Source organism: Lactobacillus sp. CBA3606, assembly GCF_002970935.1.
Taxonomy (GTDB): domain Bacteria; phylum Bacillota; class Bacilli; order Lactobacillales; family Lactobacillaceae; genus Lactiplantibacillus.
Genome location: NZ_CP027194.1, coordinates 365,991 through 379,360 on the forward strand (window position 1 = coordinate 365,991; position 13,370 = coordinate 379,360).

General features: G+C 43.9%; 13 protein-coding genes. 12 read left to right on the top strand and 1 reads right to left on the bottom strand.

Annotation, left to right across the window (positions count from 1 at the left end):
- Positions 1-9 precede the first annotated feature (9 nt).
- The 12 genes from smc (at position 10) to C5Z26_RS01985 (ending at position 12,690) form a co-directional block, all read left to right on the top strand.
- Positions 10-3,570 (top strand): chromosome segregation protein SMC, encoded by a 3,561-nt coding sequence (gene smc, locus C5Z26_RS01930; RefSeq protein ID WP_105448348.1) that lies wholly within the window; start codon positions 10-12, stop codon positions 3,568-3,570.
- A gap of 20 nt (positions 3,571-3,590) precedes the next feature.
- Positions 3,591-4,940: a signal recognition particle-docking protein FtsY gene (gene ftsY / locus C5Z26_RS01935; protein WP_105448349.1), complete on the top strand. Its 1,350-nt coding sequence runs from the start codon at positions 3,591-3,593 to the stop codon at positions 4,938-4,940.
- Positions 4,941-5,016: 76 nt separating this feature from the next.
- Positions 5,017-5,364 (top strand): putative DNA-binding protein, encoded by a 348-nt coding sequence (locus C5Z26_RS01940; RefSeq protein ID WP_105448350.1) that lies wholly within the window; start codon positions 5,017-5,019, stop codon positions 5,362-5,364.
- 24 nt (positions 5,365-5,388) lie between these two features.
- The gene (ffh, locus tag C5Z26_RS01945) at positions 5,389-6,828 is read left to right on the top strand and encodes a signal recognition particle protein (RefSeq protein WP_105448351.1); all 1,440 of its coding nucleotides are present in this window, start codon (positions 5,389-5,391) and stop codon (positions 6,826-6,828) included.
- A 96-nt stretch (positions 6,829-6,924) separates the two neighbouring features.
- On the top strand, positions 6,925-7,197 hold the full coding sequence (rpsP, locus tag C5Z26_RS01950; protein WP_003638633.1) for a 30S ribosomal protein S16: 273 nt from the start codon (positions 6,925-6,927) through the stop codon (positions 7,195-7,197).
- Positions 7,198-7,214: 17 nt separating this feature from the next.
- Positions 7,215-7,472 (top strand): RNA-binding protein KhpA, encoded by a 258-nt coding sequence (gene khpA, locus C5Z26_RS01955; protein WP_105448352.1) that lies wholly within the window; start codon positions 7,215-7,217, stop codon positions 7,470-7,472.
- Between the two features lie 70 nt (positions 7,473-7,542).
- Entirely contained in the window at positions 7,543-8,067 is a 525-nt protein-coding gene (rimM, locus tag C5Z26_RS01960) for a ribosome maturation factor RimM (protein ID WP_105448353.1), read from the top strand.
- Positions 8,067-8,807, top strand: coding sequence for a tRNA (guanosine(37)-N1)-methyltransferase TrmD (gene trmD, locus C5Z26_RS01965; protein WP_105448354.1), 741 nt, complete (start codon positions 8,067-8,069; stop codon positions 8,805-8,807). Before rimM ends, trmD begins: the two co-directional genes overlap by 1 nt.
- Before the next feature lie 117 nt (positions 8,808-8,924).
- Positions 8,925-9,281 carry a 50S ribosomal protein L19 gene (rplS, locus tag C5Z26_RS01970; protein ID WP_105448355.1) on the top strand — a complete coding sequence of 119 codons (357 nt, stop codon included), beginning with the start codon at positions 8,925-8,927 and terminating at the stop codon, positions 9,279-9,281.
- Between the two features lie 283 nt (positions 9,282-9,564).
- Positions 9,565-10,137, top strand: coding sequence for a PadR family transcriptional regulator (locus C5Z26_RS01975; protein ID WP_105448356.1), 573 nt, complete (start codon positions 9,565-9,567; stop codon positions 10,135-10,137).
- Positions 10,130-11,674, top strand: a complete 1,545-nt coding sequence (locus C5Z26_RS01980; protein ID WP_105448357.1) for an MFS transporter — start codon at positions 10,130-10,132, stop codon at positions 11,672-11,674. The genes C5Z26_RS01975 and C5Z26_RS01980 overlap by 8 nt, the downstream gene beginning before the upstream one ends.
- Before the next feature lie 149 nt (positions 11,675-11,823).
- Positions 11,824-12,690 carry an SPFH domain-containing protein gene (locus C5Z26_RS01985; protein WP_105448358.1) on the top strand — a complete coding sequence of 289 codons (867 nt, stop codon included), beginning with the start codon at positions 11,824-11,826 and terminating at the stop codon, positions 12,688-12,690.
- 166 nt (positions 12,691-12,856) lie between these two features.
- On the opposite strand, the gene tnpA is transcribed toward C5Z26_RS01985, so the two are convergent.
- Entirely contained in the window at positions 12,857-13,312 is a 456-nt protein-coding gene (tnpA, locus tag C5Z26_RS01990) for an IS200/IS605 family transposase (protein ID WP_105448359.1), read from the bottom strand.
- Positions 13,313-13,370 lie beyond the last annotated feature (58 nt).

Below are 13,370 nucleotides of genomic sequence, written 5' to 3' on the forward strand. Positions count from 1 at the left end.
TTGGGTCGAATGCAACTTAAATCATTAGAAATCAGCGGCTTTAAGTCGTTTGCCGATAAAACAAAAATTGACTTTCAAGCTGGTATGACAGGGATCGTTGGACCAAATGGGAGTGGCAAAAGTAACATTATTGAAGCCATTCGTTGGGTTCTAGGTGAGCAAGCTGTCAAACATTTACGAGGCACGAAAATGGCCGATGTAATTTTTGCCGGCTCAGCGCATCGTAAACCGCTGAATCTCGCAAAAGTGACCATTGTTTTTGACAATAGTGATCACTTTCTCCCCCTGGATTATGCCGAAGTCAGCATTACACGGAAATTATTTCGAAATGGTGATAGCGAATACCTCATCAACAATCAAGCGTGTCGCCTCAAGGATATTACTAACTTGATGGTAGATACCGGTTTGGGGAAGGATTCATTTTCAGTCATTTCACAAGGCCGCGTTGAAGCGGTTTTTAATGCTAAACCAGAAGAACGTCGCAGTATCATTGAAGATGTGGCGGGGGTTTTGAAGTATAAAAAAGATAAATTGACGACCGAAAACAAATTAGCTGAAACGACGGATTATTTGGATCGCGTCAATGATATTGTGACCGAATTGGCACAACAAAGGGAGCCATTGGCTGAACAAGCAAGCTTAGCCCGTGATTATCAAGATCAAAAACAAAAATTTGATCAGCTTGATCAGGCGCGGTTGGCTAAAAAAGTCACGATTGCCCATGATCAATTAGTCGAAGTTAATGCACAGTTGGTGAAGGCCAAAGCTTTAGTCACGGATTATCAGCAAAAGGCCACCGCTGGCGCACAACAATTGGCGCAAATGCAAGCAGATCAAAGTGCCAAGTTACGCCAAAAGGACAAGCTAACTGCTAAAAACTTAACGTTGACTAAAACCATCGAAAATACCCAAGGTCAACAAGGGGTGGATGCTGAACGCCAGCAAAATCAGCAGGCCACCCATCAACGGGTCCAAGCTGAATTAGCAGCAGCAACGGCCCAACTTCAGACGCTGACGACGCAACAAACCGAGTTAACAACGCAGTTAGCTACGCAAAAGCAGCGGGTTATGACCGTTGAGGCTGTGGTCGATCAGTTAACGATTGCCACTAGTGCGCAAGGCCGGCAACAATTAGCCGCGCAACTGGCACAGCTGCGAGCGGATTATATTAACGAAATGCAGCGTCAGGCCTCACTCAATAATGAAGCGAAGCATTTAGATAAACAGCACCAACAAACTGATACGCAACGAACCGCCGCTGCCCAAAATTTAGCGACTAGTCAGGCCCAGCTCAAACAAGCTGAAACCACGGTCGATGTTAAAAATCGGGTTCGCAGTGAGTTAGCCAATCAAGTCACTGCTGAAAAGCAATTACTCCAGCAACGAGAAGCACAACAAAAAGCGAATCGGGTTAAAGTTGACGAGCAACAGCAGCAGTTGTTCGATGCGGCGGGAATCAAGCAAAAAGCGCGCCTAGAAGTCGAAAACTTGCAAGCGGCGCAAGAACGCTATACGAATTTTTACGCTGGGGTACGGACCGTGCTACAGCATCGGCAACAATTTCCGGGGGTGGCTGGGCCGGTTTCTGAATTATTGACGGTGCCAGCTGATTACACGAAAGCGGTTGAAGTCGCTTTAGGCGGTCAACTCCAGAATGTGGTTTGTGATACACAATTTACCGCCCGGAATGTGGTTAATTTTTTAAAGCAACAACATTTGGGTCGGGCGACCTTTTTACCAGTTGAACGGATTCAAGCCCGGCAGTTGCCCGTAGCGACAGAGCACGATCTCCAGCAACAAGTTGGCGTGGTCGGCGTTGCGAGTGAATTAATCAAATGTGAGCAAGCGTTTGTCGCCATTAAGCGCTATTTGTTAGGGACGACGGTCATTGTGGATACGCTCGAGCATGCGCTGACTATTTCCAAAACGCGGCGGTTTCATTGTAAATTCGTTACGGTTGCTGGTGAAACCATTGCTGCCAGTGGGGCTATTACTGGTGGGGCTAATCGCCATGAAACACAGGGTCCATTGCAACAACAACAACGAGTCAAAAGCCTAACCGCTAACATTGAAAAAATGGATGCGGCCCTAATCACGCACGAACAAGCACTAGCAACGGCCAAGCAGTTAGGGCAAGAATTGGTCAGTCAGATTGAAACCCGGCAACAACACTTAGCAGCGTTGCAGCAACAGCTGTCACAGGCGCAAGTAGCGTTGCAAGCGGCGCAAAATGACCGCCAGCAATTAGCGCGCCAAGTCAAAGCATTAACCTATGAACAGACGCAACGGGCGACGGATGAGACCAGTTATGCTACGCAAGTCAGTGAAAATAAAACTAATTTAGCCGAAAATCAGCAAAAATTAGCTGATTTCAAGGCTGAAATGGCTAATATTGAACAACAACAACGTGACTATGAACAGTATCAAAAGGACCAGACGGGTAAGTTGCAAACGCAACGTGAAACGTTAGTGACGTTAAAAGAGCGTTGTAAACAAACTGAACAACAGTTGCAGCAATGCCAAGCGCAACTTAAAAGCCAGACAATGGCGAAAACAACGGCGACTGCTAGTTTGGCCCAAATTCAAACGAATCTATCAAGTCAGCAACTTTCCGTGCAAGAACGAACTGCACGCTTAAAGCAAGCCAAAGCTGAGCAAGCCAAAGTCGTTGCCCAGCAAGCCCAAGTACAAGCTGATTTGACGGCTTTAACTGATGGTGTTGCGGCTGCAACCACTCAGCAAACGCGTCAACGCGAATTAGCTGCAGCTGCAACGGATGACTATCGTCGATTAGAGCTTAGTCAAACCAAGTTAACGGGCGAAGTTGAACATGCAACCGCTGATTTGGCAGAGAAATATGACTTAACTGTCAGTGCGGCGCAAGCAACGGTCAGTTCATTAACGTTGACAGAAATTAATGACCAATTAAAGCTATTAAAACGTGGCTTAGATGAGATTGGGACTGTTAATTTAGGTGCAATTGAAGAATTCGACCGGGTATCCGCTCGCTATGACTTCTTAACACAACAAGCCAGCGATTTGAAGGCGGCTAAAGTACACTTGTTACAAACGATGGCGGACTTAGACGCAACCGTGGTCACACGGTTTAAAACGGCCTTTGATCAAGTTGCCACGGCCTTTAGTCAAATTTTTAGTCAGATGTTTGGCGGTGGCGAAGCGCGCTTGATGCTAACTGATCCCGACCACTTGTTGACAAGTGGGGTCGATATTATGGCACAGCCACCCGGCAAAAAATTCCAACGCTTAAGCTTATTATCTGGTGGTGAACGGGCCCTGACGGCAATTACCTTGTTGTTTGCTATCTTGGCAGTTCGACCGACGCCGTTTAGTATTTTAGATGAGGCTGAAGCTGCCCTAGATGATGCCAATGTCGATCGGTTTAGTCAGTATTTGAATGATTTTCAAACGGACACCCAATTTGTCATCATTACTCACCGGAAAGGGACTATGATGCATGCTAACGTGTTATATGGCGTGACCATGGAAGAATCCGGCGTCTCTAAGATGGTCTCAGTATCATTGGATGATTTAAAAACGACCCAAAATTAACTCAAAGGAGTGTCAAATAAATGGGATTATTTAGTCGCCTCAAAAAAGCATTTAGTTTACCAGAGTCCGAAGCAGCTTCAAGTGCGGCCAGTACAAGTACCGCCGCTGAAACGACTGATGACAGTCAAGCGACTGCAGCCGTCACTGCTACAAGTACTGCATCGGCTGAACCAGCAACCAGCACCGCTACAACGGTTGCGGCACCGACGACGCCAACCGTTGTTGAAGTCACAGCCACTTCATCAGTACCAGCGAGTGCCGCTAGTGGCGCACCAGTAGTGAGTGCTGAAGCTGATGTCGTTGATAGTCAGGCGACCAATAGTGCATCATCAGCAGCGGCATCTTTAGCGCCCGCAAGTGAACCAGCGGCTAGTGAAGTTGCAGAATCAAACGTTGAACCAAGTGTTGAACCAGCGACGGCTGCAGCCGAACCCACGGAAGCGGAACGGTATGATCAAGGATTAAAGAAATCACGTCAAACGTTTGGTGACCGGATTAACAACTTTTTAGCCAATTTCCGGCACGTGGATGAAGGCTTCTTTGATGAATTGGAAGATACGCTCATTGAATCCGATGTTGGCTATGAAACGGCGATGCAAATTAGTGATGAGTTACGCGATGAAGTAAAACTCAAAAATGCTAAAAGTAAAAAAGAAATCTCGAGTGTCATTGTTGAAAAATTAGTCGACATGTATGGTGAAGCTGGTGCCGGTGAAGATAATAGTATTCATTTAGCCGCATCCGGACCGACCGTGATTTTATTTGTCGGCGTGAATGGCGCTGGTAAAACAACGACAATTGGTAAGATGGCGAATATGTATAAGCAACAGGGTAAAAAAGTGTTGCTAGCGGCTTGTGATACCTTTAGAGCTGGCGCTATTCAACAGTTACAAGTATGGGGCAAACGTGATGGCGTCGACGTGGTTGCGGGTCCGGAAAAGAGTGATCCGGCGGCTGTTTGTTTTGATGCGGTGAAGCGAGCTAAAGCTGAAGCTTATGATATTTTGTTCGTCGATACGGCGGGCCGTTTACAAAACAAAGTCAACTTGATGAATGAATTGGAAAAAATCAAACGGGTGATTACGCGTGAGATTCCAGCAGCCCCCCAAGAAGTTCTGCTAGTCTTGGATGCGACTACGGGTCAAAATGCGTTGAACCAAGCGAAGTTATTTAAACAATCGACTGCAGTGACGGGCATCGTCTTGACGAAGTTAGATGGTACCGCTCGTGGTGGGATTGTGTTAGCTATTCGTAACGAGTTACATTTAGCGGTTAAATACGTTGGCTTAGGTGAAAAGGTCACTGATTTACGACCATTTAATGCAAATGACTTTGTTTATGGGCTATTTAAAGACGTGATTACTGGTTAAGAGTTGACCTTTCTCAGTAAAATCGGTACTCTAGATTAAGCTTGTATTACTGCGCTGTCAATTGAAGGAGCCTCGCATGGAAATTGCAAAGAATTATCGCATCAATTCGTTATTTGAATTCTATGAACCCTTATTAACGAATAAACAAAAAAGTTACATTCAGTTATATTATGGTGACGATTATTCATTAGGCGAGATTGCGGCGGAGTTTGCCGTTTCACGGCAGGCCGTCTATGATAATATCAAGCGAACCGAAAAGATTTTGGAAGATTACGAAACCAAATTGCATCTTTATCAGGCGTTTGTTGCTCGTAATCACCAAGTAGATGCGATTTCTGATTATATTAAAAAATCTTATCATGGTGATGCACACTTGTTAAAAATGATTCAACAACTAGTCAACTTAGAAGCTGACTCAGAATAATAAAATGAAGGTTAGGTGACACTAATGGCATTTGAAGGCCTAACAGAACGTTTACAAAAGGCGATGACCAATCTCCGACGGAAAGGGAAAGTTTCCGAAAGTGATTTACGACAAACCATGCGTGAAATTCGGCTGGCACTATTAGAAGCCGATGTTAATTTTACGGTGGTCAAAGATTTTGTTAAAACGGTTCGGGACCGAGCACTCGGAGCTAAAGTCCTTGAAGGATTGAACCCCGCTCAACAAATCGTCAAAATCGTTAATGAAGAATTGACCAAGACGATGGGTGAGACGGCGGTACCGTTGAATCAATCGGATAAGATTCCAACAGTCATTATGATGGCTGGGTTGCAAGGGGCCGGTAAAACGACCACTGTTGGGAAATTAGCCTTAAAACTAAAGACTGAACAAAATGCGCGGCCGCTAATGATTGCGGCGGATATCTATCGGCCTGCTGCGATTGAACAATTGCAACAAGTTGGGGATCAAATTGATGTGCCCGTGTTCCAATTAGGAACGGATGTTGATCCTGTTGAAATCGTGCGCCAAGGGATGCAACAAGCGGCCACTAATCATAATGATTATGTCTTTATTGATACGGCTGGGCGATTACAAATTGATGAACAGCTCATGAATGAATTGGCTAACATTAAAGATTTAGTCCATCCTGACGAAATCTTGTTAGTCATTGATGCGATGACCGGTCAAAATGCGGTTAATACGGCACAAGGCTTTAATGACAAGCTGGATGTGACCGGGGTCGTCTTGACGAAGTTAGATGGTGACACCCGTGGTGGGGCCGCTTTATCCATTCGGGCCGTAACGGGTAAGCCAATTAAGTTCGTTGGTCAAGGCGAAAAGATGACCGACTTAGACGTCTTCCACCCTGATCGTATGGCTGATCGTATCTTAGGTATGGGCGATATGTTGACCTTGATTGAAAAGGCGCAACAGCAATATGATGAAAAACAAGCTGAAGAAATGAATTTAAAGATTCAGGAAAACAGCTTTGACTTTAATGACTTCATCGATCAACTGGACCAAGTTGATAAGATGGGGAGCATGGAAGATATCATGAAGATGATTCCAGGCATGGCGAACAATCCGGCGATGAAGAATATGACTATGGACCCGAAGGATATTGCCCATATCCGGGCCATCGTTTATTCAATGACAGCGAAAGAAAAGGCTGATCCCGACTTGTTGAACCCCTCTCGGCGGCGCCGAATTGCGGCTGGGTCTGGCCGACCAGTGCAAGAAGTTAACCGGATGATTAAGCAATTCAACCAAACTAAGAAAATGATGAACCAAATGTCTAAAGGCAACTTTTCTGGGATGGAAGGCTTAATGGGCAATGGCGTTGGCGGTAAAATGCAAAAGATGGCAATGAACCGGATGGTCCGTCAAACTAAAAAGCAAAAAAAGAAGCGATTAGCCAAGGCAATGCGGCGGCGTAAACGTTAATCTAAACCATTTTTTAGCCTGTCAAGAAAAAAACCTTTACAAGCTATTGATTTACTGGTATATTATTACCTGTTAAAGAATTCGGGAGGTGTTTAAATGTCAGTCAAGATTCGTCTAAAGCGGATGGGTTCTAAGAAAAATCCATTTTACCGGATTGTTGTCGCAGACTCACGGTCACCACGTGATGGTCGTTTTATCGCCCAAGTCGGCACATACAACCCACTTACAGAACCAGCCCAAGTTAAACTTGAAGAGGAAGATATCCTCGGTTGGTTGAACAATGGTGCACAACCTTCAGATACGGTTAAGAATATCTTATCAAAAGCCGGTATCATGAAGAAGTATCACGAAGCTAAGTTCACTAAATAATAAAGCGGTAATTGATCATGGCAGATATTAAAGCTTTAATCCAAACGGTCGTTACGCCGTTAGTCCAACATCCAACCGATATTAAGATTGGTTTCCAAGAAACTAGTCGTTACTTAGAATATAACTTAACTGTTAATCCTGAGGATATCGGGCGGGTCATTGGTCGACAGGGCCGGGTTGCTTCAGCAATTCGAACGATTGTTTATAGTGTCCGAGTTTCTGGACCTAAACGCGTCCGTCTTACGATCGAAGATGGACAGAAAAAAAACGCTTGAGCGAAGCAGCAATGTTTTGTTTGAGTGTTTTTTTATTACAATTAAATTGATTTTTTGAGGAGGCAACCAAATGGATTATTATCGAGTTGGAACTTTAGTTAATACGCATGGCATCCGTGGTGAAGTGAAGGTCGTCGCAGTAACGGATTTTCCGGAAAAACGTTTTGCCAAAGGGCAACAATTAACGCTATTTAAAGATATCGATGACACGACCGGTGGGTTAACCGTCACCATTACAAGTTCACGCGCACAAAAAGGCTTATTCTTTTTAACTTTCGCCGGTTTTGACAATATAAATGATGTTGAAAAGTATAAAGGTTGGACGTTAAAAGTCACAGCTGATAAGTTACAGGACTTACCCGCTGGTCAATATTATTATCATCAAATCGTTGGTCTTAAGGTGGTCACTACGACCGGAGAAACGTTAGGTCACATTAAAGAAATTCTGGCACCTGGCGCCAATGATGTCTGGGTCGTGCAACGCGAGCATGGTCAAGCTGACGTCTTGCTACCAAAGATTCCGCAAGTTATTAAAACGGTTGATTTAGCCACTGAGACGGTTACGGTGGAATTGATGGAAGGATTGATTGATTAATGCGGATTGACATTCTAAGTTTATTTCCAGAGATGTTCACCGGGCCCTTACATGAATCTATGATTGGCAATGCTGTGGAAAATCAAGTCATTGACGTGGGAGTCACGAACTTTCGCGACTATACGACGGATAAACACCAACATGTCGATGACTACCCTTATGGGGGTGGGGCGGGGATGTTATTACAACCGCAACCGATTTTTGACGCCTTAGCGGATGTTGAAGCCAAGCATCCTACTAAGGGGCGGGTCATTCTACTTGATCCAGCAGGGTATCAGTTCACTCAGACGGTTGCAGAAGACTTTGCTAAAGAAGACCACCTCACGTTTATTTGCGGGCATTATGAGGGTTATGATGAACGTATTCGGTCATTAGTGACGGATGAGGTTTCGCTCGGTGATTATGTCTTAACGGGTGGCGAACTAGGTGCCATGGTGATGATTGATGCGACGGTGCGGTTGATTCCGGGCGTGTTGGGTAATGCTGAATCGGCGCCTGGAGATTCCTTTTCGTCTGGCTTGCTGGAATATCCACAATACACGCGTCCAGCTGATTTTCGGGGGCTAAAGGTCCCAGATATCTTATTGAGCGGGGACCACGGTAAAATTGATGAGTGGCGGTTACAGCAGGCTTTAAAGCGGACCTATGAACGACGGCCTGATATGTTGGCCAAGTTACAGTTGTCGGGCAGGGCACGGCAGCTATTGGCTGATATTAAGGCGGATGCCGCCGGTCAGTAAAGAAAAACTTGCAGTGGCCCCCTGTAATATGGTATTCTATTTATTGGCTATTAAGCCCATTAACGACATTCCGCTGACCAAGTTGTCACGAATTTCGGCGAAAGGAAGAACTAAACTATGCGTCAAAACCAATTGATCGAAAAGCTTACCAATGAACAACTCCGTACGGATATCCCTGATTTCCGTGCCGGTGATACTGTTCGCATCCATGCCCGAGTTGTTGAAGGCACGCGTGAACGGATCCAATTATTTGAAGGTGTCGTTATCAAACGTCACGGTTCTGGAATTAGCGAAACTTATACAGTTCGTAAAATCAGTAACGGTGTCGGTGTTGAACGGACTTTCCCATTACACACACCACGGGTTGCTTCAATCGATGTTGTCCGTCAAGGTCGTGTTCGTCGTGCTAAGTTATACTACTTACGTGACTTACATGGTAAGGCTGCGCGGATTCCAGAACGTCGCCGTAACTAATTTAAAATCAATTAAACAACAAGCTTTTGCTTGAGTTTAATGAGCCAGTTAACTGAGTTTTCAGTTAGCTGGCTTTTTTGATGGCTAAATCAGAAAATTAAAGAGTCACTGGCTAATTATAAGCGGCAGGCCTCGTCACATAGCGGCGTTGTCAGGCTGTTTTTAACTGCGCAAGGGATTTAGCACTCTTATTTTGGCATAAGCTAAAATAATAATTGACAATACGTCGAAAAGACCTATACTTAATAAGTCGTTAAGACTTATTGAACAGGAGGAGACGCAAATGTATGACTTATTAGTATTGGGCGCGTTACTTGATCATGACCGATCGGGTTATAAGTTAGGCAAAGTGCTTGAAAATTCGTTAGTCCCGCGGCGTAAGATTTCAAATGGGGTCATGTATCCCTTGCTGAATAAGTTAGCGGCGGCTGGTGATATTGTCTTTGTTGCCGCTACCGAAAGTTCGCGTGGGAAACGGTTAGCGCATTTAACAGCTACTGGTAAAGCGCATTTACATACGATGTTGTTAGCACCGGTGCCGATGGATGCGAAACGAGAATCTATCTATCGATTTAAGTTTAAGGGAATGGCACAGGAAACACCGATGGTTCAAGGTCAAATTTTGAATGACTATAAAAATGCTGTTTTGACTGACTTACAAAGTTATCAACGGATTTATGTGCATTTAGAAAGAAAATCAGCGGTAGGCGGTTCAAACCAAGTTTCAGTCGATTGGGGCTTGCGTACGCTCAGTTTACAGATTGCGGAGAGTGAAGCTAAAATCAAATGGAGTAACCAACAATTAGAGAAAGTGCAGCAAGTGATCGCACATGGAGGAATGACCAACAATGACTAAAAATTACCGAAAATGGATTGGGTTAGTTGCCCTATCACTGGGTGTCTTTATGGCGCTCTTAGATGTCACGATTGTAAACGTGGCGTTACCAACAATGGTTCGTGATTTTAATGAATCATTTAATAATGTGCAATGGGTGTTGAATGCATATTCACTAGTTTTAGGGGTCACGTTACTGATTGTCGCTAAAATTGGTGATATGTATGGTTTAAAGAAGATTTTTGTGATTTCACTAGGACTTTTTGTCTTAGCCTCGGCAGTTAATGGCCTTGCACCATCTTTGTTAGTTCTGGACATTGGGCGTGGGGTTCAAGCGCTTGGCGGTGCCGGGATGAATGCTTTGGCGATGGCGCTCGTCGCCGTTAGTTTCAAAGGGAGCCAACGTGGCGTTGCGTTAGGAATTTTAGGGTCCGTGATTGGGCTATCTTCGGCTTCAGGGCCATTAGTCGGTGGCTATTTAGTGGCGTTATTTGGCTGGCGGTCAATTTTTTTCGTTAATATTCCGATTGGTTTAATTGCCATTGTGTTAACGTTGATTTATGTCGACGAGGTGCCTGATATTAGCACTAACAAAAAAATTGATTTTATTGGAATGTTTTTGTCAGCTGCAAGCTTATTTGCCTTGATTTATGGCTTGATTTTAAAAGAAAGCCATCCGACATGGGGTTGGACGAGCATGCACATGTTGCTATGGTTAGGTACCGCAGTCGTATGTTTTGGACTTTTCATTTTGGTGGAAGCTCATACGAAGCAACCCATGGTCAATTTAACCATGTTTAAAAATCCGCATTTTATTGGGACGGTTATTGTCGCCTTAACTTTGGGAGCTGGAATTTATTCTTATAACACTTATCTCACTGCGCTCATGCAAAATTATATGGGGTATTCAGCGCTGGATGCAGGGGTCCGACAATTAACGATCAGTATTTGGTCATTGATATTAGGACCAGTCACGGGGTATTTAGGCAATCGATATTCTAAAAAATGGATGATTAGTGGTAGTTTATTCTTGGGCGGTATTGGGTTTTTGATGTTAGCCAACGCCATGACGGTTAAGGTATCTTTTGCGCAATTGTGGCCTGGCATGGTTTTGATGGGGATTACTAATGGCTTGGTTAATCCTTTATTGAATTCTGCAGGTATGGAAGGGGTTGCTGTCCGTGAAATGGGGATGGCATCCGGCTTAATTAACGTCTTTCGGCAGATTGGGGTCACACTGGGTATCGTGACCATGGGCTTGGTTCAAAGTAATGTTTATGAACAGTATTTGACCCAACATTTCAGTCAGGCCAAATTACCAAAAGTCTCCGCTACTGCCATTCATGCGGCTTTAGTAAAGGCGGGGCCATTCTCAGGTCATGCGATTGCTTACAGTCAGCGGTTGAGTCAAATGCCGTTTGCTAAGACCGTACAACAACTTGTTTGGCAAGCATACGCCAATGGCACACGAGCCGTGACCTTGACTGCAGCTGGTATTGTGATTGTTGGTGGCTTAAGCGCAGCACTCTTTATGCGCAATCGTCAGATGACACATTAGCTCAGCTTAAATTAATATTAAAATGACATTTAGGTCGCCATTGGCTGGTTAAATGTCATTTTTAGGTTGTGGTGATAAAATTGAAGCAATTAAACTGGTTTTACTAATTTTGACAGGTATACTTAGAACATAAAAGGGGGCTTTTAAGTATGAAAGAAAAGCAAGTTTTTCATATTAATGGGTATATTGGATTAGTCTTAGCTATTTTATTTGTTCTCGGTGGTGGCTGGTTAGTCTGGTCGGGAAGCACGACTAATCAGTTGGTGACGGTCTTTTTAGGCGCTATTTTAATTATTATTGCGGGTTTTGGTGCAAGCTCGTTAACTATTGTGGGGCCTAATGAGGCACGGGTGATGACCTTTTTTGGAAAATATATTGGCACAATTCGTGATTCTGGCTTATTTATGACAGTCCCCTTAACGAGTAAGTTTTCAATCTCACTAAGAGTACGTAATTTTAACAGTGCCATTTTAAAAGTGAACGATTTACGTGGTAATCCTGTTGAGATTGCGGCTGTTATTGTGTTTAAAGTAGTTGATACCAGTATGGCCTTGTTTGCAGTTGATGATTATGAACAGTTTGTGCAGATTCAGAGTGAATCGGCTGTGCGCCACGTTGCTTCTGAGTATCCCTATGATACCTTTGATGATGACAAGAAGTTAACGTTACGCAGTAATCCAACGGAAGTGTCTGATCGACTAACGGCTGAATTACAGGCACGGTTAACTGTCGCTGGTGTAGAAATCTTAGAAACACGGTTGACTCATTTGGCCTATGCAACTGAAATTGCCAGTGCCATGTTACAGCGCCAACAATCTTCCGCGATTCTTTCGGCGCGTAAGGTGATTGTAGAAGGGGCTGTTTCAATTACGGAAGAGACGATTCGGCGCCTAGAGAAGGATACCGGGATGCAATTTTCAGATGATAAGAAATTACAATTGATAAATAATATGATGGTCACCATTATTTCGGAGCGGGGTTCACAACCGATTATTAATACTTCGGAGGTTAAATAGGAATGTTGATGTGACAACGTTTGTAGCTGTGTTTTTTAAACGCATCACCATTATAAAAATTGGTGATGCATTTTTGTGGTGAAGTCAGTGGTGAAGAAATCGCAAATTTAATTAAAAATAGGGCAGAAATCACCTGATTTTAATCAGGTGAATGAATGCCCTAAGCTTAACGCCGGGAGGCATTTTTATTTGCCGCTGTCGTTCGTTGATTGTCAATGTATCGTTCCACTACTTCTTTACTCATATTTCCGAGTGTACTCATATAGTAACTATGTGACCATAGATGCCCGCCCCAGAATTTTTGCTGTTTTATTTCAGGGTGTTTCTCGAAAAATAGACGGGCAGAGCCACCTTTGAAAGCCTTAACAACGTTGGTCGGTGCATATTTTGGCTTAAAGCTAATAAGAAGGTGGACATGGTCTGGCATAACTTCCATATGTTCGATAGTGACCTCATTGAGATCAGCGATTCGCTGAAGGATAATTTCCATATCATTTACTAATTGTGGTGTTGAAAATGCAGTATTGCGGTACTTAGTGACCCATATTAAGTGGAAATGGAAGTTGTAAACGTAGTTACGTTCATAAATAGTATCATCTAAGTGGTTGTTGTTTTTATTCATCTGTTTGCTCCTTAAAGCGTATGCTAATAGTATTAATACGTATAATTCTATGCTCATG

Bases quoted from the DNA above. Each gene is read 5' to 3' on its own strand.
- smc (WP_105448348.1), top strand. From the start codon at position 10: ATGCAACTTAAATCATTAGAAATCAGCGGCTTTAAGTCGTTTGCCGAT.
- ftsY (WP_105448349.1), top strand. From the start codon at position 3,591: ATGGGATTATTTAGTCGCCTCAAAAAAGCATTTAGTTTACCAGAGTCC.
- C5Z26_RS01940 (WP_105448350.1), top strand. From the start codon at position 5,017: ATGGAAATTGCAAAGAATTATCGCATCAATTCGTTATTTGAATTCTAT.
- ffh (WP_105448351.1), top strand. From the start codon at position 5,389: ATGGCATTTGAAGGCCTAACAGAACGTTTACAAAAGGCGATGACCAAT.
- rpsP (WP_003638633.1), top strand. From the start codon at position 6,925: ATGTCAGTCAAGATTCGTCTAAAGCGGATGGGTTCTAAGAAAAATCCA.
- khpA (WP_105448352.1), top strand. From the start codon at position 7,215: ATGGCAGATATTAAAGCTTTAATCCAAACGGTCGTTACGCCGTTAGTC.
- rimM (WP_105448353.1), top strand. From the start codon at position 7,543: ATGGATTATTATCGAGTTGGAACTTTAGTTAATACGCATGGCATCCGT.
- trmD (WP_105448354.1), top strand. From the start codon at position 8,067: ATGCGGATTGACATTCTAAGTTTATTTCCAGAGATGTTCACCGGGCCC.
- rplS (WP_105448355.1), top strand. From the start codon at position 8,925: ATGCGTCAAAACCAATTGATCGAAAAGCTTACCAATGAACAACTCCGT.
- C5Z26_RS01975 (WP_105448356.1), top strand. From the start codon at position 9,565: ATGTATGACTTATTAGTATTGGGCGCGTTACTTGATCATGACCGATCG.
- C5Z26_RS01980 (WP_105448357.1), top strand. From the start codon at position 10,130: ATGACTAAAAATTACCGAAAATGGATTGGGTTAGTTGCCCTATCACTG.
- C5Z26_RS01985 (WP_105448358.1), top strand. From the start codon at position 11,824: ATGAAAGAAAAGCAAGTTTTTCATATTAATGGGTATATTGGATTAGTC.
- tnpA (WP_105448359.1), bottom strand. From the start codon at position 13,312: ATGAATAAAAACAACAACCACTTAGATGATACTATTTATGAACGTAAC.